We start from the raw sequence: 23858 nt of genomic DNA on the forward strand, positions 1-23858 counted from the left end.
GAACGGCGAGGCGCCGCGTCCCCGGCGGGAACGCGGCGCCTCGGCAACCCCGAAAACCTCAGACGCGCTTGAACAGCAGCGCCCGCTTCACTTCCTGGATCGCCTTGGTGACCTGGATGCCGCGCGGGCAGGCGTCGGTGCAGTTGAACGTGGTCCGGCACCGCCACACGCCGTCGATGTCGTTGAGGATGTCGAGCCGCTCCTCAGCGCCCTCGTCGCGCGAGTCGAAGATGAACCGGTGCGCGTTCACGATCGCCGCCGGGCCGAAGTACGAGCCCTCGGTCCAGTAGACCGGGCAGGAGGTGGTGCAGCAGGCGCACAGGATGCACTTCGTCGTGTCGTCGAACCGCTCGCGGTCGGCGACGGACTGGATGCGCTCGCGCGTGGGCTCGTTGCCGTACGTCACGAGGTACGGCTTGACGGCGCGGAACGCCTCGAAGAAGGGCTCCATGTCGACGAGCAGGTCCTTGTTCACCGGCAGGCCCTTGATGGGCTCGATGGTGATCGTGGTCTGCTTGTCGCCCTTCTGCAGCAGGTCCTTCAGCAGGACCTTGCAGGCGAGGCGGTTCACGCCGTTGATGCGCATCGCGTCCGAGCCGCAGATGCCGTGGGCGCAGGAGCGGCGGAACGTCAGCGTGCCGTCCACGTACCACTTGATGTAGTGGAGGAGGTTCAGCACGCGGTCCGAGGGCAGCGCGGGGATGTCGAACGAGTCCCAGCGCGGCTCGTCGTCGAACTCCGGGTTGAACCGGCGGATCTTGACGGTGACCGTGACAGCGCCGTCCGGAACCGGCGGCTGGGAGCCGCGCGAGCCAGCAGTGGTTTCAGCGGTGGCGGTCATCAGTACTTGCGCTCCATCGGCTTGTACCGGGTAAAGGTGACGGGCTTGTAGTCCAGGCGGATGTCCGCCGTCAGACCTTCGCCCTGCTTGTAGAACATGCTGTGGCGCATGAAGTTCGTGTCGTCGCGGTTCGGGTAGTCCTCACGGGCGTGACCGCCGCGGGACTCCTTGCGCGCCAGGGCGCCGACGACCAGGACCTCGGCCAGCTCCAGCAGGAAGCCGAGCTCGACGGCCTCGAGCAGGTCGGTGTTGAAGCGCTTGCCCTTGTCCTGGACGGAGATGTGGGCGTAGCGCTCCTTCAGCGCCTGCACATCGTGCAGTGCCGTCTTCAGCGTGTCCTCGGTGCGGTACACGGACGCGTTGGCGTCCATGGTGGCCTGCAGCTCGGTGCGGATGTCCGCCACGCGCTCCTGGCCGTGCTCCGACAGCGCCAGCGCGACCTGGGCCTCGACGGCCGCTGCCGGGTTCTCCGGCAGGTCCACGTGGGACTCGCGCGAGAGCGCGTACTCCGCGGCGGCGATGCCCGCGCGGCGGCCGAACACGTTGATGTCCAGCAGCGAGTTGGTGCCGAGGCGGTTCGCGCCGTGCACCGAGACGCAGGCGCACTCGCCGGCGGCGTAGAGGCCGGGAACGACGTTGTCGTTGTCCCGCAGCACTTCGCCGTGGATGTTGGTCGGGATGCCGCCCATCGCGTAGTGCGCGGTCGGGTACACCGGGACGGGCTCGACGACCGGGTCGACGGCGAGGTACGTCCGCGCGAACTCGGTGATGTCGGGGAGCTTCGTCTCCAGCACCTCGGCGCCCAGGTGCGTGCAGTCGAGCAGCACGTAGTCCTTGTTCGGGCCGGCGCCGCGGCCCTCCAGCACCTCGAGGGCCATCGAGCGGGCCACGATGTCGCGCGGCGCCAGGTCCTTGATGGTCGGGGCGTAGCGCTCCATGAACCGCTCACCCGAGGCGTTGCGCAGGATCGCGCCCTCGCCCCGTGCGCCCTCGGTCAGCAGGATGCCCAGGCCGGCGAGGCCGGTCGGGTGGAACTGGTAGAACTCCATGTCCTCCAGGGGCAGGCCCTTGCGGAAGACGATGCCCATGCCGTCGCCGGTGAGCGTGTGGGCGTTCGACGTGGTCTTGAAGACCTTGCCGAAACCACCGGTCGCGAACACGACGGACTTGGCCTGGAAGACGTGGATCTCGCCGGTCGCGAGCTCGTAGGCGACGGCACCGGTGCAGACCGGGCCGTTCTCCGTCTCGGTCAGGCAGATGTCGAGCACGTAGAACTCGTTGAAGAACTCGATCCCGTGCTTGACGCAGTTCTGGTACAGCGTCTGCAGGATCATGTGACCGGTGCGGTCCGCGGCGTAGCAGGCGCGGCGCACGGCGGCTTCACCGTGGTTGCGCGTGTGGCCGCCGAACCGGCGCTGGTCGATCTTGCCCTCGGGCGTGCGGTTGAACGGCAGGCCCATCTTCTCGAGGTCGAGGACCGCGTCGATGGCCTCCTTCGCCATGATCTCGGCGGCGTCCTGGTCGACCAGGTAGTCGCCGCCCTTGATCGTGTCGAAGGTGTGCCACTCCCAGTTGTCCTCCTCGACGTTGGCCAGGGCGGCGCACATGCCGCCCTGGGCCGCGCCGGTGTGCGAACGCGTGGGGTAGAGCTTGGTGAGCACCGCGGTGCGGGCGCGCTGGCCGGACTCGATCGCCGCGCGCATTCCGGCACCACCAGCGCCGATGATGACTACGTCGTACTTGTGGAACTGCATTGTGGTGGGCTCCCCGCGCGGGTCAGTTCGAGATGTTCGGGTCGAAGGTGAAGATCACGAACGTGCCGAGCGAGATGATCAGCACCATCGAGACGTAGAGCAGCATCTTCAACCAGAACCGGGTGGAGTCCTTGCGGGCGTAGTCGTTGATGACAGTGCGCACGCCGTTGCCGCCGTGGATCTGCGCGAGCCAGAGCATCGCGAGGTCCCAGAACTGCCAGAACGGAGACGCCCAGCGGCCGGCCACGAAACCGAAGTTGATCTTGTGGACGCCGCCGTCGAGGATGTTCATGATGAACAGGTGGCCGAGGACCAGGACCACGAGCAGCAGGCCGGAGAGGCGCATGAACAGCCAGCTGTAGAGCTCGCCGTTGCTGCGGCGGGCCGCGGGGCGGCGCGGCGAACGGGGCTTGTCGAGTGCGAGGGACATGGCTCAGTGACCCCCAAGCAGGTCGGAGATCGTGCGCTCCATCATGAAGTAGAAGCCGGGGATCATCACGAGGACCCAGACGGCCAGCACGGTCCAGAGCATGACCCGCTGGTACTTGGCGCCCTTCTCCCAGAAGTCGACCAGCATGACCCGGATGCCGTTGAGCGCGTGGTAGAGCACCGCGCCGACCAGGCCGACCTCGAAGAGGTTCACGACCGGGTTCTTGTAGGTCTCGATCACCGCGTCGTAGGCGTTCGGGGACACCCGCACGAGGGCGGTGTCGAGCACGTGCGTGAAGAGGAAGAAGAACGTGAGGACACCGGTGATCCGGTGGGCGACCCAGGACCACATGCCCAGATCACCGCGGTAGAGCGTCCCACCCCCTCGGGTGGTGCCCGACCGCTCGGGTGCGCCTGCGCTGGTCATGCGCCGCGGCCTCCAACGTCAGTGGTGGTGGTCGGCGAACACTTCCGTTCCGACCATGACCGGAAAATCCTAGTCCCGCACCGTGGAACCGACCCAACAGGCGCACCCGCTCTGTGATCGATGAGACACGCTGTCGATCGGCCAAGCGGTCTTGATCGATCCTGAAATGCGTCCCACGCCACAAAGCGGGTGAGATCCGCCAAAGCGGGGAGAGCGAGGACGGCGGCCGGGACCTCCGCCTTGGTCCCGGCCGCCGTCGTCTCGGCAAGGGCACTTGCCACCCCCTACACGAGCGGGGGCCCGCGACCGGTTCAACGACCGCTCGAAAAACTTCGCCGATCGCCGAACCGCAGGTCAGCGGTGCCGTTGCCCCGGAAGTGGGACGTCGGCGGGCGGGACTGCTCCGACCGGACGATGATCGAAGCGGAGAAGCGGCCGAAGAGGACGTTTCGCCACGCGCCGAACACGAGTGATCACCGCAGGTGCGGCCAAAGCGTCGAATGCGTAACCGATAGGGGTCTTTGTAGGTGCTGGCCGCAACGGCGTTGGTTACTAAGAGGTACGGTGCGCCGTCTAGAACCCAACAACGCAGTTGGGGAGGAACCTCAGGGAGGAGACGAGCCGTGCGTCGTCGTATGCGTGGTGTCGCGGTCACCGCGATCGCGTTGACCAGCGTGATGACTATGGCCGCCTGCGCGAAGGACTCGGGTGGCGGCAGCAACAACTCGAACGCGGGCAGCGGTGCCGCTTGCGAGTTCGCCACGCCTCCCTCCGCGCCCGCCACCTCGAACACCAGCGCCGCCAACGCTGACAAGGTCGACGGGAGCGCGCTGAAGATCGGTCTGGCCTACGACATCGGTGGTCGTGGCGACGCGTCGTTCAACGACTCCGCCGCCGCCGGTCTGGACAAGGCCATCGCGGACATGGGCGTGAAGAAGGAGAACACGCGCGAGCTCTCCGCGGCGCCGAACGAGGACGAGTCCGCCAAGCAGACCCGGCTGCGCCAGCTCGCGAGCGAGGGCTTCAACCCGATCATCGGTGTCGGCTTCGCCTACGCCGAGTCGCTGAAGGTCGTCGCGCCGGAGTTCCCGAACGTCAAGTTCGGCCTGGTCGACTCGGCCGTCGAGGGTGCGGCCAACGTCACGCCGCTGCTGTTCGCCGAGCAGGAGGGCTCCTTCCTGGCCGGCGTCATCGCCGCGTACCAGAGCAAGAAGTGCCACGTGGGCTTCGTCGGCGGTGTCGAGATCCCGCTGATCCAGAAGTTCGAGGCCGGCTACTTCCAGGGCGCCAAGGCCGCCGCCCCGAAGATCGCGATCGAGAAGAAGTACATCACCCCCGCCGGTGACTTCACGGGCTTCCAGGACGCGCCGAAGGGCCAGGAGGCCGCGAAGGGCCAGCTCGACAAGGGCGCCGACGTGATCTACCAGGCCGCTGGCGCGTCCGGCAAGGGCATCTTCTCGGCCGCCAAGCAGGCGGGCGCGCTGGCGATCGGCGTCGACTCCGACCAGTACAACCAGGCGACCGTCGCGGACACCAAGGACGTCATCGTCTCGTCGATGCTCAAGCGCGTCGACGTCGCGGTCTACGACTTCATCAAGGCCGTCGCGAAGAACGACCTCGCGTCGCTGCCGAAGGTCTTCGACCTCAAGGTCAACGGTGTCGGCTACGCCACCTCGGGTGGCAAGATCGACGCGAAGCTGCAGGGCATCCTCGAGGGCTACAAGGCCCAGATCATCGAGGGCAAGATCAAGGTCGCGGACAAGCCGTAGTCCGTCAGCCACAGCACGCGCCGGGCCCTGTGAGGATCTGCCCTCACAGGGCCTGGTGCGTGGTAGGAGGAGCACTCGACGATGAGCAGTTCCACGTCCGCACGGACGGACGATCCCCCCGCCGTGGTGCTGACCGGCATCACCAAGCGGTTCCCCGGTGTGGTCGCCAACAGCGACGTCCACCTGACCGTCCGGCGCGGCGAGGTGCACGCGCTCTGCGGTGAGAACGGCGCGGGCAAGTCCACCCTGATGAAGATCCTCTACGGCATGCAGGCGCCGGACGAGGGCACCATCGAGGTGAACGGCGAGCAGGTGCGGTTCCGCACCCCGTCGGACGCCATCAAGGCCGGTATCGGCATGGTGCACCAGCACTTCATGCTCGCCGACAACCTCACCGTCCAGGAGAACGTGGTCCTGGGCGCCGAGGCCCTGCACGGCATCGGGCAGAAGGCCCGCAGGCGCATCATCGAGCTCTCGGGCAGGACCGGGCTGAACGTCGACCCCGGTGTGCTCGTCGAGCAGCTCGGTGTCGCCGACCGGCAGCGCGTCGAGATCCTCAAGGTGCTCTACCGGGGCGCCAAGGTGATCATCCTGGACGAGCCGACCGCCGTGCTCGTGCCGCAGGAGGTCAACGAGCTCTTCGACACCGTCCGCGGCATGCAGGAGCAGGGCTACACGTTCCTGTTCATCTCGCACAAGCTCGACGAGGTCCGCGCCATCGCGGACTCGGTCACGGTGATCCGCCGCGGCACCACCGTGGGCAGCGCGGACCCCAGGACCGTGTCGTCGCGCCAGCTCGCCGAGATGATGGTCGGCAGCGAGCTGCCCAGCCCGGAGACGCGCGAGTCCACGGTCACGGACAAGGTCGTGCTCGACGTCAAGGGCGTGCGGCTGCTCACCCCCGACGGCGCGCGGCCGATCCTCGAGGACGTCGACCTGGTGGTCCGGTCCGGCGAGGTCGTCGGCATCGCCGGTGTCGAGGGCAACGGCCAGACCGAGCTCGTCGAGACGATCATGGGCATGCGCAAGGCGGGCAGCGGCACGATCTCGTTGCTGGGCAGGGACCTCACGAAGCTCGGCACGCTCGCCCGGCGCGAGGCGGGCATCGGCTACGTGCCGGAGGACCGCCACCGCCACGGCCTGCTGCTCACCCAGCCCCTCTGGTACAACCGGATCCTCGGCCACCAGACCCGCAGGCCGGCGGCCAAGGGCATCTGGCTCGACACCGACGGCGCGAAGAAGGACACCGAGCGGATCGTCGCCGACTTCGACGTCCGCACGCCCGGCATCGACGTGCCGGCGGCCGCGCTGTCCGGTGGCAACCAGCAGAAGCTCGTCGTCGGGCGCGAACTGTCCGGCGACCCGGTGCTGCTGATCGCCTCGCACCCGACCCGCGGTGTCGACGTCGGCGCCCAGGCGCTGATCTGGGACGAGATCAAGCGCGCCCGCGCGGCCGGTCTCGCCGTCCTGCTGATCTCCGCGGACCTGGACGAGCTGATCGGCCTCTCGGACACGATCAAGGTCATGCTGCGCGGCCGGCTGGTGGCCGACGCCGACCCGAACACCGTCACGCCCGAGGACCTCGGCAGCGCGATGACCGGGGCGGGCAGCACGAGTGCCGCGGTGCACGAGACCGTCGCGGTCGAGGAAGGCGAGAACTGATGGGACACCTGCGCGGCAAACTCCTGCCGCCCGCGTTGGCGATCGTCTTCTCGATGCTGCTGTGCGGCGTGGCGCTGGTGATCTCCGGCGCGAACCCGCTCAGCGCGTTCGGTGCGATGCTGACGCAGGTCGGCAAGGGCACGACGCTCGTCGACATCGTCAACTCGACGGGCATCTACTACATCGCGGCGCTCGCGGTGGCGATCGGGTTCCAGATGAACCTGTTCAACATCGGTGTCGAGGGCCAGTACCGCGTCGCGGCCGTCGTCGCCGCGGTCGTCGGCGGCTCGATCGTGCTGCCCACCGGCATCCACACGCTGGTGATCATCATCGTCGCCGCGCTGGCCGGCGCGGCCTGGGCCGCGATCCCCGCGATCCTCAAGGTGACCCGCGGCGTCAACGAGGTCATCTCGACGATCATGATGAACGGCCTGGCGATCGGCCTGTCCGCCTACCTGATCCGCCGCGACGTCTTCGGCGAGCTGCGGGGCAACAACATCCGCACGCCGGAGATCCCGGAGAGCGGCCGGATGTTCGGCATCACCTTCGGCGGTGCCGGCACGATGTTCGGCTTCCTCTTCGTGGCCATCGCGCTCGGCGTCGGCTACTGGATCATGATGAACCGCACCCGGTTCGGCTTCGAGCTGCGCGCGTCCGGCGAGTCGTCCACCGCCGCGTCGGCCGGTGGCGTCAACGCCAAGAAGATGGTCCTGGTCTCGATGCTGCTCTCGGGCGCCATCGCGGGCCTGATCTCGCTGCCGGAACTGCTGGGCCGCGACCACACGTTCAGCCTGAACTTCACCGCGGGCATCGGCTTCTCGGGCATCGCGATCGCGCTGCTCGGCCGCAACCACCCCGGTGGCATCGCCTTCGGCGCGCTGCTCTGGGCGTTCCTCGACAAGTCGGGTCTCGCGCTCGACAACGTCGGCGTGCCCAGGGAGATCGTCACCATCATGCAGGGCTCGATCGTCCTGTCGGTCGTCGTCGCGTACGAGGTGGTGCGCCGCTTCGAGCTCGCCTCCGAGCAGCGCCGCGTCGGCCGTGAGCTCGGAACTGTCGGAGGTGCCGCGTGATCTCGACGTTGGAGGAGAAGCCGCACGTCCCCGCGGTGCCCCGCAAGCGCAAGGTCCCCGGCTGGGCCGTGGCCATGCTCGGTGTGGCGGGCGCGATCGTGCTGCTCTCGATCACCTCGTACCAGACCGGCTTCCCGCAGCTGACGTCGTCGGGCACGACCCAGACGGCGGTCCGGCTCGCGCTGCCGATCCTGCTCGCCGGTCTCGGCGGCCTGTGGGCGGAACGCGCCGGCGTGGTCAACATCGGCCTCGAAGGCATGATGATCATGGGCACCTGGGGCGCGGCGTGGGCCGGCTACCAGTGGGGCCCGTGGGCCGCTCTCGTCGCGGCCGTCGTGTTCGGTTCGCTGGGTGGTCTGCTGCACGCGATCGCCACGGTCACGTTCGGCGTCAACCACATCGTCTCCGGTGTGGCGATCAACCTGCTGGGCGCCGGTCTGACGAAGTACCTGTCGACGCTGATCTTCCTGCCGCTGTCGAACAACCCGCGCCAGTCGCCGCCGGTGCAGTCGTTCGACACGTTCTCGGTGGCGGGCCTCGGTGACTGGCTCGGTGAGCTCGAAGCCGGGCAGCGCCTGTTCATCTCGGACGTCGCGGGCATCCTGCGCGGTCTCGTCACCGGTGTCTCGCCGCTGACGATGATCGCGATCCTGCTGCTGCCGCTGTCGTACTACCTGCTCTGGCGCACCCGCTTCGGCCTGCGCCTGCGCTCCGTCGGCGAGAACCCGCACGCGGCGGACTCGCTGGGCGTGAAGGTGTACTTCCACAAGTACGTCGCCGTGATCGTCTCCGGCGGTCTCGCCGGCCTGGGTGGCGCCGCGCTGGTGCTGAACCCCGGACAGCTCTCCTACCTGGAGGGGCAGACCGGCGGCCGCGGTTACATCGGCCTCGCCGCGATGATCTTCGGCAACTGGCGGCCCGGCGGCCTGCTGGGCGGTGCGGCGCTGTTCGGCTACGCCGACGGCCTGCAGCTGCGTTCGGGCGGCGAGACGGTGCTGGCGCTGGTCTACGGCGTGGTGATCCTGCTCGGCGTGATCGTGGTGTGGCAGCTCATCCGCCGGAGGTGGTTCTCCGCCGCGGCGGCGATCGTCGTGGCGGTGCTGCTGTACCTGCTGTACATCAGCCTCGACGAGATCCCCGGCGAGTTCGTGTCCTACGCGCCGCACATGGTGACGCTGGCCGTGCTGGCCGTGGCGTCGCAACGGTTGCGGATGCCCGCCGCCGACGGGGTGGTCTACCGCCGTGGCTGAGGTGGACTGGGACCTGCTCAGGGCACGGGCGGTGGAAGCGGCGTCGTTCGCCCACTGCCCGTACTCCGGGCTCCAGGTCGGATCGGCGGCGTTGTGCGACGACGGCCGCATCGTGACGGGCTGCAACGTCGAGAACGCCTCCTACGGCGTCGGGCTCTGCGCCGAGTGCACGATGGCCGGTCAGCTCAGGCTGACCGGCGGCGGCCGGTTCGTCGCCGTGGCGTGCCGCAGCGGCGCCGGTGAGCTGCTGATGCCGTGCGGCCGCTGCCGCCAGGTCCTCTACGAGCTGGGTGGGCGCGACTGCCTGGTGGACACGCCCTCCGGGGTGCTGCCGATGTCGGCGGTGCTGCCGGACGCGTTCGGGCCGGAGGACCTGCCGTGAGCTTCTCCGCCGTGGACGTCATCCGCGCCAAGCGCGACGGCCTGGTGCTGTCGGACGAGCAGATCGACTGGGTGGTCGACGCCTACACGCGCGGCGTGGTCGCGGACGAGCAGATGTCCGCGCTGGCGATGGCGATCTTCTTCAACGGCATGTCGCCCGCCGAGACGGCGCGCTGGACGCAGGCGATGATCTCGTCGGGCGAGCGGTTGTCGTTGCACGTGGACCGTCCCACCGTGGACAAGCACTCGACCGGCGGCGTCGGCGACAAGATCACCTTGCCGCTGGCGCCCCTCGTCGCGGCGTGCGGTGCCGCCGTGCCGCAGCTGTCGGGACGCGGGCTGGGCCACACCGGCGGAACGCTGGACAAGCTGGAGTCGATCCCGGGGTGGCGGGCCGCGCTGTCCACTTCGGAGATCCTCGCGCAGCTCTCCTCCGTCGGCGCGGTGGTGTGCGCCGCCACCGAGGGACTCGCTCCCGCCGACCGCAAGCTCTACGCGCTGCGGGACGTCACCGGGACCGTCGAGGCCATCCCGCTGATCGCGTCCTCGATCATGTCGAAGAAGATCGCGGAAGGGGCCGAGTCGCTGGTCCTGGACGTGAAGGTCGGCTCAGGGGCCTTCATGAAGGACCTGCGGTCGGCGCGGGCGCTGGCCGAGGCCCTGGTGGCCATCGGCGTCGAGCACGGGGTGCGGATCTCGGCTCTGCTGACCGACATGTCGGTGCCGCTGGGCCGCGCTGTCGGCAACGCGGTCGAGGTGGCCGAGTCCGTGGACGTCCTGCGCGGTGGCGGACCCGCCGACGTGGTGGAGCTGACCGTGGCGCTGGCCGCGGAGATGCTGTCCCTGGCCGGGATCTCCGCCGACCCGGCCGCCGTGCTGGCCTCTGGCGAGGCCTACGAGGTGTGGGCGCGGATGATCCGGGCCCAGGGCGGCGACCCCGACGCCCCGCTGCCGGTCGGTTCGCACCGGCACGTGGTGACCGCACCGGCCTCCGGTGTGCTGTCCACCCTGGACGCCTACGCGGTCGGCGTCGCGGCGTGGCGGCTCGGTGCCGGGCGGGCGCGCAAGGAGGACCCGGTGCAGGCGGGTGCCGGGGTGCTGTGCCTGGCCAAGCCCGGCGACCCCGTCGAGGCGGGACAGCCGTTGCTGGAGCTCTACACCGACACCCCCGACGCCGTCGAAGGTGCCCTGCGGGCGCTGGAAGGCGCTTGCTCGGTCTCGGACTCCGCGGTGGAACGGGCGCCGCTGGTGATCGACACCATCCGCGGCTGAGCCTTTCGGCCACGTCCGCCGGTCCGCTCGTGGGCGGGCGGACCGGCGGGACGCGGCCTAACCGACGAGGGTTCCGGCCAGCGGTGCGCGGTCCTGCTTCCACACCACGCACAGCACCTCCTGGCGGCCGGGGGCGGCGGGGTCGTTCCAGGCCTGCCACTCCTGCTCCGTCGGGACGAGGCCGGTGAAGCCCAGCGCCTCCTTTGACCGCGAGGCCGTCGCCTGGAACTGCTCCCCGCAGTACTTCTTCGCGAAGTCGGAGAGCCACTGCAAGCCGGGGTAGGCGACGGACTTCGGCTGGTCCCAGAGCGGGGTCGCGGCGGCGAAGAGCTGGATGCCGTGCGGCTTGTCGCACGGCACGCTGCCCGGCACCGGCGAGCCCTGGATGAGGAAGTCCTTGGCGCACTCCGTGCCGCTGAGGTTCCACTGCGGGACGTCACCGCCGCGCCCGAACGTGGCGATCCGCCGGGACAGCAACGGGGCGCCCATCGGCAGTGGCGCCGTGTCGGTGCTCCACTCCGTCGAGTTCTCCGACGTCGGCGTGCCGCCGGCCGCGTCGCCGTTCTCCGGCCGGAAAGCCAGGTACCCGCCGAACGCGGCGCCCGCGAGCAGCACCGCGCCCAGCGCGACGGCGGCGATCTTGACGGCGGGGTTCTTGCCGGCGGGGTTCTTCGTGCGCTGCACCGGAACGGGAGCGGAGATCTGCGCCGTGCCCTGGACGATCGCGACCAGCCTGCTCCGCGCCTGGTCGGCGGTCATGCGGCGGGCCGGGTCGACCGTCAGCAGCCCGCGGATCACCTCGGCGAGCGCGGGGGAGGCCCTGCGCAGCACCGGCGGCTCGTTCATGATCGCGTGCAGCGTCGACGCGGTGGACGTGCGTTCGAACGGGCTGATGCCCTCGACCGCGTGGGCCAGGGTGACGCCGAGCGCCCACAGGTCCGAGGCGGGCGAGGCCTCCCAGCCGTGGAGCCGGTCCGGCGACATGTAGGCGGGCGAGCCCACGATGCCGCCGTTCGTGGTGAGCCGCGGGTCGTCCATCGCCTGCGCGATGCCGAAGTCGGTGAGCTTCACGGCGCCGTCCGGCCGCACCATGATGTTGCTGGGCTTGACGTCCCGGTGCACGATCCCGGCGTTGTGCGCGGTCTCGAGCGCGCCCAGCACCTGCAGGGCGACGCCGGCCATCCACACCGAGTCGCGCGGACCGTGCCGCTGCACGACGGTGGCGAGGTCGGCCGCGTTGACCAGCTCCATCGCGAGGTAGGTGCGCCCGTCCTCGCGGATGACGTCGTGGACCGTCACGACGGCCGGGTGGTTCAGCCTGCCCGCCGTGCGCGCCTCGCGGAGCATGCGCTCTTCCAGCACCGTGCGCTCTTCGGCCGCGATGCCCTGCGGCGGGTGCAGCTCCTTGATCGCCACCGCCCGGTCGAGCAGCTGGTCCTGGGCACGCCACACGACGCCCATCGCACCGCGGCCGAGCTCGGCGAGCAGTGCGTAGCGGTTGGCGATGACTCGCTGTTGCTGCACGGACTATCCCTTCTGGACGCCCCCAGACTCCGGCGAGCCTACCTACGGCCGGGTAAGCGCTCTCGCATCAGGCACGGCCCGGGGCGGCCCCTGGTTCGAGGAAGACCGCCCGTGTGGGCTGAGCCACAAGGAGGACAGGGACGCTTCCGGGACGAACGAGTCGGACGGCCGCGAACGCGGAACGGCCCCCGAGCGTTGCCGCTCGAGGGCCGTGCCTGCTTGCGTCGAACTGGGGCGATCAGGCGCCTTCGGCGGCCAGATCGTCGTCGTCCAGGTGCTCCTTGCCCGCCGGCTTCGGGCCGCCGTTCTTGCGGGTGCGGCGCTGCGGGCGGGGCAGGGCGGTGGGCGGCGGGGGAGGAGTGGGCGAGCCGCCGCCGAGGATGAGCTCGGCGAAGGTGGCCATGGCCTCGTCCAGCTGACCGCCGATGCGCAGCTCGGACTCCTGGTTCGACTTGCGGACCAGGGACTGCAGCGCGTCGGTGTCCGGGCGGGCGCCGACGGTCTCGGCGACCTTCGTGAGGCTCGCGTCGACGGAGCCGCCGAGCTCGGTGATCCGGGCGGCGAAGCCGTCTTCGACCTTGTCCAGGCGGTTGGTCATGGTGTCGAGCTGCGAGGTGACGAGCTCCAGGCGCCGGGCCAGGGCCTCGAGGCGGTCGGCGGCGTCGACCTGGTCGCGGGACTGCTCGATCGCCGCGTACAGGGCCGTGCGGGCCTCGTCGAGCTTGCCGTTGACGGTGTCGCGGGTGTCGGCGACGGCGGACGCCAGCTCGGCGCGGGTCTCGGCGAGGGAACCGGCGAGCGAGTCGCGGGTCTCGGCCACGACGCCTGCCAGCTCACCGCGGGTCTCCGCCACGGCGCCGGACAGTTCGGTGCGGGTCTCGGCGAGCGACGAGGCCAGCTGGTCGTGGCGGTCGGTGACGGCGGACACGAGCTTCTCGCGGCTGTCGGTGATCGCGCCGGCCAGCTCCCCACGGCTGTCGGCGATCGCGGCGGCCAGCTCGGCGCGCGTGGCGGCGAGGGCGTCGCGCTGCTCGTCGGCGCGGCCGTGCACACCGGAGAAGGAGTCGGCGAGGATCTTCTGCAGGGCCTCGCGGGTGCCGTCGAGGTGCTCGTGCACGCCCTCGTCCACCTCGTCGAGACGGCCGCGCAGCGCGGCCTCGAGGGCCTCGATGCGCTCGCGCAGCGGGTTCGTGACCGCGCCCGGGATCGAGTCGACCTTGCCGTCCTGCTTGTCCAGGTGGCCGTCGAGGTCGTCGATGCGCTTGTGGATGCTGGCGAGCTTGTCCTCCAGGCCGTCCATGCGGCCCGCGACACCCTCGAAGCGACCGGCGACACCGTCGAGACGGCCGTCGAGCTGCGCGAACGGCTTGGCGAGCTTGTCCACGAGGGCGTCGACGGCACGGCCGATGTCCGCGACGGCGTTGTCCTGGGCCTCCAGCTTGGCGAGAGCCTCGTCCAGGCGCTCGGCCAGCACGCTGACCTCAGTGCGGTCCGGGAGCTCCGACAGGCGCTTGCGGACCGAACCCAGCGACTCCAGAGGCGACATCCGGGCGTGGATCTCGTCCAGCGCGTCGAAGATCTGCTGCTGCTCGCTCTCACGGATCTCCGCGGCGCGCGTGAGCATGTTGCGCATCCGATCGAAGCTCATCGTGGAGTTGTTGTTCTCTGTCACGGCTGAGTGCCTTCGTCCAAGGGGAGGGGAGACCACGGGAGCCTATCCGCGTCGCGGCACGTGTCTGTACCACCCCCGGCGGAAAAAGGCCGGGCGCGGACGGGCGACTAGCCTGATCAGGCTAGCGGGCTGCGCCGAACGCGAAGTGACCGGCCGGAAGCGCGTGGTAGCGACCGGTGATGTTCCTACCTTGGGGTGACTCAAGCCTCGGGGTGGTTGCAGAAAGTTGCTGATCACGGATCGGCAACGGCGGTGCAGCAGCACATGATCATACCGCCGATAAGATCATTTCGGCCAACGCTGAAACGGCGTGTCGGCTGAAGTAACGTGGAGCGATGTCCACGCCGCTTACCCTGGAGACCATCCGCAGCGCGCCGAAGGTGCTGCTGCACGACCACCTCGACGGTGGCCTCCGCCCGCAGACGGTGATCGAGCTCGCCGATGCCTCCGGCTACCGGGGCCTGCCCACCACCGACGCGGGCGTCCTCGGCGGCTGGTTCCGCGACAACGCCAACTCCGGCTCGCTCGTGCGCTACCTCGAAGGTTTCGCCCACACGTGCGGTGTCATGCAGGACGAGGCCGCGCTCGTCCGCGTCGCCACCGAGGCCGTCGAGGACCTCGCCGCCGACGGCGTCGTCTACGCCGAGATCCGCTACGCGCCCGAGCTGAACACCCAGGGGGGTCTCTCGCTGGAGCAGGTCGTCGAGGCCGTCCAGGAGGGCTTCCGCCTGGGCGAGCAGCGCGCCCTGGCGGCCGGCCGCAGGATCCGCGTCGGGACGCTGCTGTGCGCCATGCGCCAGAACGAGGGCTGGCTGCGCATCGCCGAGCTCGCCGTCCGCTACCGCGACCTCGGCGTCGCCGGTTTCGACATCGCGGGTCCGGAGGCCGGCTTCCCTCCCACCAGGGGCCTCGACACGTTCGAGTACCTGCGCCGGCAGAACGCGCACTTCACCATCCACGCCGGTGAGGCGTTCGGCCTGCCGTCGATCTGGGAGGCCATCCAGCACTGCGGTGCCGAACGGCTCGGCCACGGCGTGCGGATCGTCGACGACATCGAGGTCGCGGGCAACGACGTCGCCGGCGCCGAGCTGGGACGGCTCGCCGCGTACGTCCGCGACCGCCGCATCCCGCTCGAGATGTGCACGACGTCGAACCTGCAGACCGGTGCCGCGCCCACGCTCGCCGAGCACCCGATCGGCCTGCTCGCCGCGCTGCGGTTCCGCGTCACCGTCAACACCGACAACCGGCTGATGAGCGACTGCTCGCTCTCCAGCGAGTTCGCCGCGCTGGCCGAGACCTTCGGCTACGGCTGGGCGGACCTGCAGTGGTTCACGATCAACGCCATGAAGTCGGCGTTCCTCGGGTTCGACGAGCGGCTCGCGATCATCAACGAGCAGATCAAGCCGGGGTACGCCGCGCTCACGGCTCGGTAGCGGCGCTGGTCCGCCGCACGGCTCCGGGCGAGCACGTCTCGCTCCGGTACCGGTCGGCGGCCTCGGCCGCGTTGCGCGCCGATCGCCGACGGGCTCGGTTCGCCGTCCCGCGGCGGAACCTCCCGCGCCCTCGGCGCACCACCTCGTCCGGCCGCGCCGGGCGCTCGACCGCGAAGAGGGCCGCTCACCTGCGTGAGCGGCCCTCTCCGGTGCGATCAGTTGGTGTTGAGCCGGTCCTCGAACTTCGCCTGCAGCGCGCGGAACGCGGCCACCTCGGCGTCGTAGGGGGCGGACGGCGCGAGCCGCGTCGGGTCGGGCGAGACCACGAACGACACCAGCCAGCCCAGCGACTCCGACGAGGCCAGCGCCTCCTTCACGGAGTCGTCCTCCGCCCACTCGGCCGCGTCCTCGAACAGCTCGACGGCGAGGTCGAGCTGGTGCGGGTCGAGGGAGTCGGGGCCCTCCTCCATGTCCTCCGCGATGCCGGTCAGCACGTAGACGTTCTCGTCGTCCACGTCGACGTCGAGCTCGCCCGCGGTGGCCTTGACCTTGATGTCGTTCCAGGTCTCGACCTCGGCGAGGTCGTGGTCGTCGTTCTCGGCCACGAACCGGCTCAGGCCGCGGTGCGAGGAGAACACCTCGATCTTGCCGCGGCGGCCGAGGAACACCGGGTCGTCGCCGAGGTAGCAGCGCAGCGTGTAGAACTCGCCGGCGGACGTGATGATCTTGATGGGGTCGACGCCGACCTCGGCCCAGAAGCCGGTGGGCTCCGGGCGCTCGTCGTCGGAGTCCTCGTCGTCCGCGTCGGCCTCCGCCGCGGGCGCGGTCTCGGCCTCGAGCGCGGCGAGCTCCTCCTGCGCGACCGAGAGCTCCTTCTCGGGGACCTCCGGCGTGTTCACCACGCTGTCGATCGCGTCGAGGACCTCGTCCCACTTCTCGGAGACGACCTCGGACATCGCGTCCCAGAGCTTGGCGCCGTCCCTGCCGCTGAACGGCAGCGTGCCCTGCGGCAGCAGCGCGAAGCCCTCCGCCGAGTCGAGCACCTCGTGGACCTTCTCCAGGTCGCAGACGTCCGCGAGGGCGCGCACGATCGCGATGACGTCGGCGAGCTCGCCGATCGTCCAGGTGTCCGGGTCCTCCGCGATCAGCTCGGGCACACCGACGAGGTCGAACTGGTGGTTCTCGTCCGGCGAGAGGTCGGCGACGCCCAGCGACGGCACGATCGGCCACGCGGGGTGATCGGTCAGGTCGTGCTCTTCGGCGGTGCGCACGAACGCGGCGAGGTGCGCGGCGTCGGGGAAGACGAACAGGTCCTCCTCGTCACCGAGGAACGCCTCCCACTCCTCGCCCTTCTCGCGCCAGCGGGGTGCCCACAGCGTGACGACGTCACCCTGCGTCAGCCCCAGCTCGATGGGGACGATGTCCTGCGCCATCCTGACCTCCCGGTCACGCCTGCCTGATGCCGTGGGCGAGCCTAACGGTGCTGATCACCGGCGCCCAAAGGGGTTGGAGAAGAAAGCGTCCTCGTCGGGGTCCTCGACGACCTCCGCCCTGCGCCGCCGCGGCGGTGGTGCCTGCTCAACAGCGGGTTCGGGCGGCACGACGGGGTGCGCCGCCGACCGGAAGGGCGCGTCGCCGGTGACCGACTCGACGTCGATCGCCATGCCGTCGCCGAGCGCCAGCGCCATCCTGTTGAAGCTCGTCTGCACGGCCGCGTCCGTCGCGAGCCGCGCGGTCTCCGTGACGACCTGGCCGACCGCGTGGGCGCCGTGGCCCAGCAGCGCCGGGTGCAGGTGCACGGCCCGGAGCTCGCCCTTCGCGGACGCCGTGACCGTGCACAGCCCGTTCGGGTGCTCGACCGTGGCGGTGATGGCCCTGAGCTCGCGCTGGAGCTGCTCGACGGCCTGCAGGCGGTCCTCGTTCACGGCCGCCACCCGAACTCGTCCTCGTCGGCGTGCCGCGGGAACCCCATGGCGGTCAGCTCGCGCGGGTCGACGACCCGTTCCAGCGTCTGGTGCAGCCGCGACGAGGCGGCGCGCTGGGCCTTCTCGGCCACGCGCACGATCTCGGCGGCGAGCCCGTGCGGGCCCATCCGCAGTGCCGCGGGGCTCACCGCGATCTGCTGCGGAGGACCGCCGGGCGTCGCGACCACCGTCACCGCGCCGTCCGGTGACCACGCCCGTCCCGTGATGGGACCGCTGCGCGTGACGTGCTCGGACACGGCCTGCTCGACAGCGCGCACCTTCCGCGCGGCGCGCTCGACGTCGTCGTCCACCTGATCACCCCCTGGTGTGGACAGTGTGCCGCAAGACGCGGCGCCGGGCCGGGTTGTTGGATCTCGGTATGACGAACCCGAGCGAAGTCGTGCTGGCCCTGCTGCGCGCCACCGAGACCCTCGACGCGGCCCAGGTCGCGCGGCACCTGGCGGACGACGTGGCCTGGCAGAACGTGCCCTTCCCCGCCGCGCGCGGCAAGAAGACCGTCACCCGCCACCTCGAGCTGATGAACAGGGCCGTCACCGGCGTCGAGGTCCGCGTCCACCACATCGCCGCCAACGGCGGCGTCGTGCTGACCCAGCGGACCGACGTGATCCGGCGCGGCCGGTTCGAGGCGGCGTTCTGGGTGTGCGGCACGTTCGTCGTCCGCGACGGCCGGGTCGTGCTGTGGCGCGACCACTACGACCACGCGTACGTCGCGGGCGCCTTCCTGAAAGGCCTCGGCAAGCTCGCCGCCGGCGCTCTCGGGAGGGCGCTGCGCCGTCAGCCCGTCGGCCGGTAGAAGCCGTAGAACGACATCCCGGAGTTCGTGGTCCGGATCGGCTGCACCTGCACCGGGTCGCCCGCCTCGACCATCTGCCCGTTGCCGATGACCATCGCGACGTGGCCGTCCCACACCACCAGGTCGCCGGGCAGCAGCTGGTCCGGCGGCACCGACGCGCCCATCGCCTGGGAGGACGCCGGCCGCGGGATGTCGAAGCCGGCGTTCTGGTACGCCCACTGCGTCAGCCCGGAGCAGTCCGTGCCCTGCGGTGGGTTCGCGCCGCCCCACACGTACGGGGTGCCGAGCGCGGACAACGCGTTCCGCACGGCCTTGGCCGCGGTCTCGTTCGGTGCCTCCGCGCTGCTGCCGTCGGGCAGGTTCACGCCGACGCCGGTGCCGGGCTGCGGTGGGATCGCGACCGGGAGCCGGGGGCCGGAGCCACCGCCCCCACCTCCTCCACCTCCTCCGCCGCCTCCACCACCGGAACCGCTGCCGCCCCCGCCAGAGCCGGAGCCGTCGCCGGAACCGGAAACCGAGCCGGAACCGGTGCCGTTGTCCTTCCTGCCGGCGTCCGCGGCGGCGGCCGAGGTCGTGCCCTCGTCGCCGCCGAGCGGATCACCGAGCCGCGCCAGCGCGCCGGCGTCGGGCTTCTGCAGCCCGTTCAGCTGACCGACGAGCTGCGTGAGCTGGTCGCGCACCTTCTGCAGCTCGGCGGAGGTCCTGCTCTGGTACCCGGACGCCATCGCGGCGACGTCGGCCACCGCCGCCAGCACCACACCGGGGCCCGCCACCAGGGACGCGGCCACCGCGGCGGCGAGCTTGGGCGTCGCCTTGGCCGTGAACTCGTCGATCAGGCCCTGGATCGCCGTGCGCCCGCCGGTCACCGCCGCCACGCCGGAAGCGGCGGCGCTCTTCACCGCGGAAGCGTTCGCGGCCAACAGGTTCGCGGCCGCGCCGACCGTCGCGACGCGACCGGTGAAGGCGTTGGCCTTGTCACCGGACCAGGTGTTGAGCACGGCGGTCGCGGCCGAGCCGTGCCGCGAGCCCAGGTCGGCCAGCGCGGTCTGGGCACGGCCGAACGCGTCGCCCGCCCGCGTGGCGGCGCCGGTGTCGCCGTCCAGCTTGGCGAGGTTCTCCTTCATGGGCGCGAGGAACTGGCCCAGCAGGCCTTCGACGCTCATGCCCTGGCCGCCCGGTCGAGCGATGCCTTGTGGGCCTCCTCCTGGGCGGTGTAAGCGTCCCGCGCCTTCACCACCGCGGTGCCGAGACCGGCGAGACCCGTGGCCGCGGCCTTCAGCGCGTCGAGCTGCGCCTGGGCCACGGCCTGGAAGGCCGCGGTGAGACCCACCTCGCCGCCGACCTTGCCGAAGCAGTCGCCCGGCAGGCCGGTGGTGCCGCTCAACGTGCCGGTGCCGACCGCGCCCACCTCGCTCGCCAGACCGCTCACCGCCGACGCGTATCCGGTCAAGGCGTCGAGGTCGACCCTGAGACCCTGTTCCGCCATCTGAAAGCTCTTCCCCCGGTAGTGGTCTGTTCGCCTTGATCCTGCCCCGATGAGCGGTACCTCGCCCGTCGTTCCGCCAAGATCATGGAACGGTGGGTGTGATCGAGCACTGGAACCGGATCCTGGCCTGGCTGGCGGAGCACGCTCCCGCCACCCGCGCCGTGCTGCGGCCGCGGTATGACGCGCTGCCGGAGCTCCGGGTTCCGATCGATCTCCAGCTGTGGTGGAGCGTCTACGGCGGTACGGAGGAGGACCACTACGCCGAGATCCTGCCGCCCTTCTACACGCCGCTGGGCGCCGATCGCGCGTTCGTGCTCAGGGAGAGCTGCACGGGCAAGGCCGCGGACGCCTCCGAGGCGGGCACGCCGACGACGGGGGTTCCACCCCGAGTGGCTGCCGATCGCGTTCGACGGCACGGGCGACGTCCTCGCGGTGGACCTGCGGCCCGGTGTGCTGCGCGGCTGCGTGGTCGAGTGGGACCAGGAGCGCAACGAGATGGACAAGCCGGAGTGGACGTCGATCGTCGAGATGTTCGACCAGGTCGCCACGGCCCTGGAGACGCGTGGCGCGGTCGGGCACTGCTTCTGCGAGGTCAACTCCGCCGGCGAGCTGCACTGGCGCACGAGCTGACCGCGCTACCTCACGCCGGCGAGCGAACGCGGGGGCTGAGCCGCCGTGGTGGTCGTGACCCGCGCGAGGACCTTCACGGCGGCGAGCGCGCCGAGCCACCCGAGCGCGGTGCCGGTGGTGTTGGTGATCAGGTCGTCCACGTCGAAGATCCGGTTGGCCCACAGCAGCTGCGAGCCCTCGATGAGCAGTGAGACGCCGCCGCCGGTGAGCGCGGCCCGTCCGGCGGTGAGCCTGCCCCAGCACATCAGCATCGCGCCGAGAGGCACGAACAGCAGGACGTTCAACGTCATCTGGTCGAAGGCGATCTGCCCGTCGCGGACGGTGTCGGCGACCCACTGGAACGGCACCGGCTGCACGGCCTGGCGCGGCGGCTCGGTCTGCATCGGCAGGAACGTCGCCGCGAAAAGCATGCTCGCGTAGATGGTGACGGTGGCGCCGCGGAAAGTCAGCTGGCGGAACAACAGCTGGGGAGCCAAGAAGACGACCGAAAGAAAAATCCCCCACTGGATGCTCGCGAGCTGTGCGTTCGTCATGGCTCAAAACTAAGGAAAAGGCCCTCGGCGCACATCGCGCCGAGGGCCGGTCCTGTCCTCGTACTTCCGGCCGAGAACTATTCCGCCGCGTAATCCCGGGGGCTGATGCCGCGTAGTACCGGGCCGCAGGCCAGGGCCGCTACCAGCGCGACCACGACACCGACGCCCACCGGTGCCACCACCCACGGGGTGATCGGCATTTCGCCGTGGCCCACCACTCCGCGGGCCACGGTGAGCAGTCCGAGGCCGACGGCAACGCCCGCGCCGCACGCCGCCACTGTGACGGCGAACACCGGAACCATCACTTCTCGGCGCAGAGCGCGAGCCAGCACGCGAATGGGTGTTCCGGCCGCTATCAAAGCGGCGAAAGTGCGCCTGCGGTCGATCACCGACCCCGCGGCCGCGACCGCCGCGCCGATTCCGCCGAGCACCGCCGCGATGGAGAGGCCGATGACGGTGGCGCGCTCCAGGTCGGCCAGCAGGGTGTCGCTGTAGAGGTCGAGCTGTTCGCCGTCCACCAGCCGCGCGCCGGGCAGGGTGCCGATCAGGGCGGTGTGCACGATGTCGCGGTTCTCGGCCGTCGTCGGCACGCCGACCATCGACACCTCGCCGGCGACGGCGGGCAGCAGCTCCCGGTCGATGACCACGCCCACCCGGCCGCGGCCGTCGAAAGGCCGTGTCTCGTACTGCGCGGGGAGCGCGGTCTCGCGGTCCGCCGACTCGAACCTGGTGCTCGGCAGGGGTGCCGACGAGTACACGGCCGGGCCGGGCCGGCAGGTCAGGCCGGTCAGCACCTTCGCCATGTCCTCGCAGTCCCCGACGATGGCGTAGGCGCTGTGGCCGTCGTCCCCGACCCTGCCCTCGAGCATGGTGACGATCGGCGCGGAGGTCGCGAGCCGCAACGACGTCAGGTCGTGCTTCACCTGCTCCGCCACGAGCGCGTCCTCGCGCCACGTCGCGTCGCGGTACGGGACCTGGCTCTCCAGGCCCGGCAGCATGGTCAGCGCCATGGACCCGGTGAAGACCGCGACCACCACACCCGCCGAACCGCGGAACGCCGCCACGGGGTTGCCGGTGAGCCGTCGTCCCGCCAGCAGCGTCGACGGCCCGCGCCACCGGCCGACGAAGAACCCGCCGACCCACGACGTGACCACCGGGCCGGCCAGCACCAGCGCCAGCGCCACCGCGCCGAGCCCGAGCAGCACGAGGGTGAACCGGTTGTCACCGCGGAGCTGTCCGGCCAGCGTCACCCCGAGGAAGAACACCGCCAGCCCACCGGCGATGGTCAGCAACCGCCACGGACGCACGGTGCGCTTCTTCTCGGCCGCGAGCGGCTGGTTCACCACGCGCCGCAGGCCCAGGACCGCGGCCCCCACCACCAGCACCGGCGCGAGCAGGGCCACCGCCGCCACGACCGCGGCCGAGGGCACGAAGTCACCGGGGAACCAGGTTCCGCCCTCCCACGGGATGGTGGCGGTGACGTGGCTGAACGGCTGGGCCAGCAGCACGCCCAGCGCGCTGCCCAGCACGGCGCCGATCGCGGTCTCCACGGCGGTCATCACGACGACCTGACGAGGGCTGGCGCCCGCGAGCCGCAACGCGGCGAGGCGCCGTTCCCGCTTCGCCGCCGTCAGCCGGGCGGCCGACGCGACCAGCACCAGGCAGGGCACGACCAGCACCACGAGCCCGACGCGGGTGAGCAGCGTGAGCATGCTCTGGTAGTCGCTCTGGTAGGGACCGGTGCCGCCCCGCAGGTCGGGTGCGGGGTAGCCGTCGGGGACCTCCTGGCGGCCGACGATCGCGACGAGCTCTCCCGGGTACTTCAACGCCTCCGGCCCGAGCTCGGCGATCTGCCTGCCGGGGAAGCGGTTCCCGAGCCTCTCCGGCGGGGTGCTCCGCACGAGGTCCGCGAGAGCGGGGGACAGCAGCACCTCGCCGGCTTCCGGGAACCTCGCGATGCCGTCGGCCACCGGCACGTCGCCGGGCCGGGCGCGCGCCACGTCGAACCGCTGGATGAGCGTGCCGTGGTAGGAGTCCCAGTTCGACGCGACGGAGATGGCGCCGTCCTTCGACTCGCCGAACACCTCGCGCCACACCGTGCGCTCGGACCGCGCCTGCAGGCCGTTCGGCGCGGCGACGAGCCACAGCACCAGCGACACGGCGATCATCACGCCGAGCGCGACCAGCACGGTGGCGACCTGGCTGCGCCGGTCCCTGCGCAGCACCGCGAGAGCGATCCTCACGCCGACACCCCTGCCGCGATGCGCCCGTCCTGGATCTCGACGACCCGCAGCGCGCGGTCGGCGATCGCCTTGTCGTGCGTGACGATCACGACGGCCGCGCCGGTCTCCCGCGCCGCCTGCAGCAGGACGGTCATCATCTCCTGGCCGGTGCGCGTGTCGAGCGCGCCGGTCGGCTCGTCGGCGAAGACCACCCGCGGCCGGTGCGCGAGGGCCCGCGCGATGGCCACCCGTTGCGCCTGCCCGCCGGACAGCTCGCCGGGACGCCGTTTCTCCAAGCCCTCCAGCCCGAGGCGGCCGAGCCACAACCGGGCCGCGCCGAGCGACTCCTCGCGCGACCCGCCGCCGAGCAGCATCGGCAGCGCGGCGTTCTCCTCGGCCGTCAGCTCGGCGACGAGCATGCCCGACTGGAAGACGAACCCGAACTCCGTGCGCCGCAACGCGCTGCGGCCCGTCTCGGTGAGCTCGCCGATCGCGCGCCCGTCGAGGAACACGTCGCCGCCGTCGGCGCGCAGGATGCCGGACAGCACGTGCAGCAGCGTCGTCTTGCCGGAGCCGGACGGACCGACGACGGCGAGCACGTCGCCGGCGGCGATGTCGATGTCCACCCCGGCGAGCGCGTGCACGTCGCCGTAGGTCTTGACCAGGCCACGAGCGGCCAGAACGGAATTCATGCTGCCCAAGGTGCCGTGGACGGGCGGCGA

Annotated in this window: 23 protein-coding genes; 9 read left to right on the plus strand and 14 right to left on the minus strand. The window is 70.9% G+C overall.

What is annotated here, in order from left to right:
• Nucleotides 1-58: 58 nt before the first annotated feature.
• From BMW88_RS04615 to sdhC, 4 genes are read right to left on the minus strand one after another with little or no spacing between them, the layout of a single operon-like run.
• A complete protein-coding gene (locus BMW88_RS04615; protein ID WP_089949242.1) occupies nucleotides 59-841 on the minus strand; it encodes a succinate dehydrogenase iron-sulfur subunit in 783 nt (260 codons plus the stop codon).
• Nucleotides 841-2595, minus strand: a complete 1755-nt coding sequence (sdhA, locus tag BMW88_RS04620; RefSeq protein ID WP_089949243.1) for a succinate dehydrogenase flavoprotein subunit — start codon at nucleotides 2593-2595, stop codon at nucleotides 841-843. Before sdhA ends, BMW88_RS04615 begins: the two co-directional genes overlap by 1 nt.
• A gap of 22 nt (nucleotides 2596-2617) precedes the next feature.
• Nucleotides 2618-3025, minus strand: a complete 408-nt coding sequence (locus tag BMW88_RS04625; protein ID WP_089949244.1) for a succinate dehydrogenase hydrophobic membrane anchor subunit — start codon at nucleotides 3023-3025, stop codon at nucleotides 2618-2620.
• A gap of 3 nt (nucleotides 3026-3028) precedes the next feature.
• Complete coding sequence (gene sdhC / locus BMW88_RS04630; protein ID WP_089949245.1) at nucleotides 3029-3451, minus strand: succinate dehydrogenase, cytochrome b556 subunit; 423 nt, start codon at nucleotides 3449-3451, stop codon at nucleotides 3029-3031.
• Nucleotides 3452-4086: 635 nt separating this feature from the next.
• On the opposite strand from sdhC, the gene BMW88_RS04635 reads away from it, so the two are divergent.
• The 6 genes from BMW88_RS04635 (at nucleotide 4087) to BMW88_RS04660 (ending at nucleotide 10858) form a co-directional block, all read left to right on the plus strand.
• Complete coding sequence (locus tag BMW88_RS04635; protein WP_089949246.1) at nucleotides 4087-5220, plus strand: BMP family lipoprotein; 1134 nt, start codon at nucleotides 4087-4089, stop codon at nucleotides 5218-5220.
• A gap of 81 nt (nucleotides 5221-5301) precedes the next feature.
• On the plus strand, nucleotides 5302-6882 hold the full coding sequence (locus tag BMW88_RS04640) for an ABC transporter ATP-binding protein (RefSeq protein ID WP_089949247.1): 1581 nt from the start codon (nucleotides 5302-5304) through the stop codon (nucleotides 6880-6882).
• Nucleotides 6882-7955 (plus strand): ABC transporter permease, encoded by a 1074-nt coding sequence (locus BMW88_RS04645; RefSeq protein ID WP_089949248.1) that lies wholly within the window; start codon nucleotides 6882-6884, stop codon nucleotides 7953-7955. The genes BMW88_RS04640 and BMW88_RS04645 overlap by 1 nt, the downstream gene beginning before the upstream one ends.
• Nucleotides 7952-9205: an ABC transporter permease gene (locus tag BMW88_RS04650; RefSeq protein ID WP_245777553.1), complete on the plus strand. Its 1254-nt coding sequence runs from the start codon at nucleotides 7952-7954 to the stop codon at nucleotides 9203-9205. Before BMW88_RS04645 ends, BMW88_RS04650 begins: the two co-directional genes overlap by 4 nt.
• The gene (locus BMW88_RS04655; protein ID WP_089949249.1) at nucleotides 9198-9587 is read left to right on the plus strand and encodes a cytidine deaminase; all 390 of its coding nucleotides are present in this window, start codon (nucleotides 9198-9200) and stop codon (nucleotides 9585-9587) included. Before BMW88_RS04650 ends, BMW88_RS04655 begins: the two co-directional genes overlap by 8 nt.
• Nucleotides 9584-10858: a thymidine phosphorylase gene (locus BMW88_RS04660; protein WP_089949250.1), complete on the plus strand. Its 1275-nt coding sequence runs from the start codon at nucleotides 9584-9586 to the stop codon at nucleotides 10856-10858. The genes BMW88_RS04655 and BMW88_RS04660 overlap by 4 nt, the downstream gene beginning before the upstream one ends.
• 57 nt (nucleotides 10859-10915) lie before the next feature.
• Here BMW88_RS04660 and BMW88_RS04665 read toward each other — a convergent pair whose 3' ends face one another.
• Nucleotides 10916-12382 (minus strand): serine/threonine-protein kinase, encoded by a 1467-nt coding sequence (locus BMW88_RS04665; RefSeq protein WP_245777554.1) that lies wholly within the window; start codon nucleotides 12380-12382, stop codon nucleotides 10916-10918.
• A 238-nt stretch (nucleotides 12383-12620) separates the two neighbouring features.
• The gene (locus BMW88_RS04670; RefSeq protein ID WP_425434611.1) at nucleotides 12621-14015 is read right to left on the minus strand and encodes a hypothetical protein; all 1395 of its coding nucleotides are present in this window, start codon (nucleotides 14013-14015) and stop codon (nucleotides 12621-12623) included.
• A 374-nt stretch (nucleotides 14016-14389) separates the two neighbouring features.
• Here BMW88_RS04670 and BMW88_RS04675 point away from each other — a divergent pair, with 374 nt between their 5' ends.
• Complete coding sequence (locus BMW88_RS04675; protein WP_089949251.1) at nucleotides 14390-15487, plus strand: adenosine deaminase; 1098 nt, start codon at nucleotides 14390-14392, stop codon at nucleotides 15485-15487.
• Nucleotides 15488-15702: 215 nt separating this feature from the next.
• Here BMW88_RS04675 and BMW88_RS04680 read toward each other — a convergent pair whose 3' ends face one another.
• The 3 genes from BMW88_RS04680 to BMW88_RS04690 are packed head-to-tail and all read right to left on the minus strand — an operon-like array spanning nucleotide 15703 to nucleotide 17762.
• The gene (locus BMW88_RS04680; RefSeq protein ID WP_089949252.1) at nucleotides 15703-16920 is read right to left on the minus strand and encodes a primosomal protein; all 1218 of its coding nucleotides are present in this window, start codon (nucleotides 16918-16920) and stop codon (nucleotides 15703-15705) included.
• Between the two features lie 54 nt (nucleotides 16921-16974).
• On the minus strand, nucleotides 16975-17412 hold the full coding sequence (locus tag BMW88_RS04685) for a YbaB/EbfC family nucleoid-associated protein (RefSeq protein ID WP_177220938.1): 438 nt from the start codon (nucleotides 17410-17412) through the stop codon (nucleotides 16975-16977).
• Nucleotides 17409-17762, minus strand: a complete 354-nt coding sequence (locus BMW88_RS04690; RefSeq protein WP_245777555.1) for a hypothetical protein — start codon at nucleotides 17760-17762, stop codon at nucleotides 17409-17411. The genes BMW88_RS04685 and BMW88_RS04690 overlap by 4 nt, the downstream gene beginning before the upstream one ends.
• A gap of 68 nt (nucleotides 17763-17830) precedes the next feature.
• Between BMW88_RS04690 and BMW88_RS04695 the strand changes: the two genes are divergently transcribed.
• Nucleotides 17831-18265, plus strand: coding sequence for a limonene-1,2-epoxide hydrolase family protein (locus BMW88_RS04695; protein WP_089949254.1), 435 nt, complete (start codon nucleotides 17831-17833; stop codon nucleotides 18263-18265).
• Here BMW88_RS04695 and BMW88_RS04700 read toward each other — a convergent pair.
• On the minus strand, nucleotides 18247-19428 hold the full coding sequence (locus BMW88_RS04700) for a C40 family peptidase (protein WP_089949255.1): 1182 nt from the start codon (nucleotides 19426-19428) through the stop codon (nucleotides 18247-18249). The genes BMW88_RS04695 and BMW88_RS04700 overlap by 19 nt on opposite strands.
• Complete coding sequence (locus BMW88_RS04705; RefSeq protein WP_089949256.1) at nucleotides 19425-19751, minus strand: hypothetical protein; 327 nt, start codon at nucleotides 19749-19751, stop codon at nucleotides 19425-19427. The genes BMW88_RS04700 and BMW88_RS04705 overlap by 4 nt, the downstream gene beginning before the upstream one ends.
• A gap of 177 nt (nucleotides 19752-19928) precedes the next feature.
• Here BMW88_RS04705 and BMW88_RS04710 point away from each other — a divergent pair, with 177 nt between their 5' ends.
• Nucleotides 19929-20381 (plus strand): SMI1/KNR4 family protein, encoded by a 453-nt coding sequence (locus tag BMW88_RS04710; protein WP_089949257.1) that lies wholly within the window; start codon nucleotides 19929-19931, stop codon nucleotides 20379-20381.
• Between the two features lie 5 nt (nucleotides 20382-20386).
• Here the strand turns inward: BMW88_RS04710 and BMW88_RS04715 are convergent, their stop codons facing one another.
• The 3 genes from BMW88_RS04715 to BMW88_RS04725 all read right to left on the minus strand — a co-directional run bounded on the left by BMW88_RS04715 (nucleotide 20387) and on the right by BMW88_RS04725 (nucleotide 23828).
• Nucleotides 20387-20914 carry a VanZ family protein gene (locus tag BMW88_RS04715; RefSeq protein WP_089949258.1) on the minus strand — a complete coding sequence of 176 codons (528 nt, stop codon included), beginning with the start codon at nucleotides 20912-20914 and terminating at the stop codon, nucleotides 20387-20389.
• 77 nt (nucleotides 20915-20991) lie between these two features.
• Nucleotides 20992-23157, minus strand: coding sequence for an FtsX-like permease family protein (locus BMW88_RS04720; protein ID WP_089949259.1), 2166 nt, complete (start codon nucleotides 23155-23157; stop codon nucleotides 20992-20994).
• Nucleotides 23154-23828 (minus strand): ABC transporter ATP-binding protein, encoded by a 675-nt coding sequence (locus tag BMW88_RS04725; RefSeq protein WP_089949260.1) that lies wholly within the window; start codon nucleotides 23826-23828, stop codon nucleotides 23154-23156. The genes BMW88_RS04720 and BMW88_RS04725 overlap by 4 nt, the downstream gene beginning before the upstream one ends.
• Nucleotides 23829-23858 lie beyond the last annotated feature (30 nt).

Source organism: Lentzea xinjiangensis, assembly GCF_900110955.1.
Taxonomy (GTDB): Bacteria; Actinomycetota; Actinomycetes; order Mycobacteriales; family Pseudonocardiaceae; genus Lentzea; species Lentzea xinjiangensis.

Coding starts and splice junctions, on each gene's coding strand:
- BMW88_RS04625 (WP_089949244.1), bottom strand. CDS start 3,025: ATGTCCCTCGCACTCGACAAGCCCCGTTCGCCGCGCCGCCCCGCGGCC.
- BMW88_RS04715 (WP_089949258.1), bottom strand. CDS start 20,914: ATGACGAACGCACAGCTCGCGAGCATCCAGTGGGGGATTTTTCTTTCG.
- BMW88_RS04710 (WP_089949257.1), top strand. CDS start 19,929: ATGACGCGCTGCCGGAGCTCCGGGTTCCGATCGATCTCCAGCTGTGGT.
- sdhA (WP_089949243.1), bottom strand. CDS start 2,595: ATGCAGTTCCACAAGTACGACGTAGTCATCATCGGCGCTGGTGGTGCC.
- BMW88_RS04725 (WP_089949260.1), bottom strand. CDS start 23,828: ATGAATTCCGTTCTGGCCGCTCGTGGCCTGGTCAAGACCTACGGCGAC.
- BMW88_RS04670 (WP_425434611.1), bottom strand. CDS start 14,015: ATGCGCAACATGCTCACGCGCGCCGCGGAGATCCGTGAGAGCGAGCAG.
- BMW88_RS04680 (WP_089949252.1), bottom strand. CDS start 16,920: ATGGCGCAGGACATCGTCCCCATCGAGCTGGGGCTGACGCAGGGTGAC.
- BMW88_RS04675 (WP_089949251.1), top strand. CDS start 14,390: ATGTCCACGCCGCTTACCCTGGAGACCATCCGCAGCGCGCCGAAGGTG.
- sdhC (WP_089949245.1), bottom strand. CDS start 3,451: ATGACCAGCGCAGGCGCACCCGAGCGGTCGGGCACCACCCGAGGGGGT.
- BMW88_RS04640 (WP_089949247.1), top strand. CDS start 5,302: ATGAGCAGTTCCACGTCCGCACGGACGGACGATCCCCCCGCCGTGGTG.
- BMW88_RS04645 (WP_089949248.1), top strand. CDS start 6,882: ATGGGACACCTGCGCGGCAAACTCCTGCCGCCCGCGTTGGCGATCGTC.
- BMW88_RS04705 (WP_089949256.1), bottom strand. CDS start 19,751: ATGGCGGAACAGGGTCTCAGGGTCGACCTCGACGCCTTGACCGGATAC.
- BMW88_RS04615 (WP_089949242.1), bottom strand. CDS start 841: ATGACCGCCACCGCTGAAACCACTGCTGGCTCGCGCGGCTCCCAGCCG.
- BMW88_RS04695 (WP_089949254.1), top strand. CDS start 17,831: ATGACGAACCCGAGCGAAGTCGTGCTGGCCCTGCTGCGCGCCACCGAG.
- BMW88_RS04700 (WP_089949255.1), bottom strand. CDS start 19,428: ATGAGCGTCGAAGGCCTGCTGGGCCAGTTCCTCGCGCCCATGAAGGAG.
- BMW88_RS04635 (WP_089949246.1), top strand. CDS start 4,087: ATGCGTGGTGTCGCGGTCACCGCGATCGCGTTGACCAGCGTGATGACT.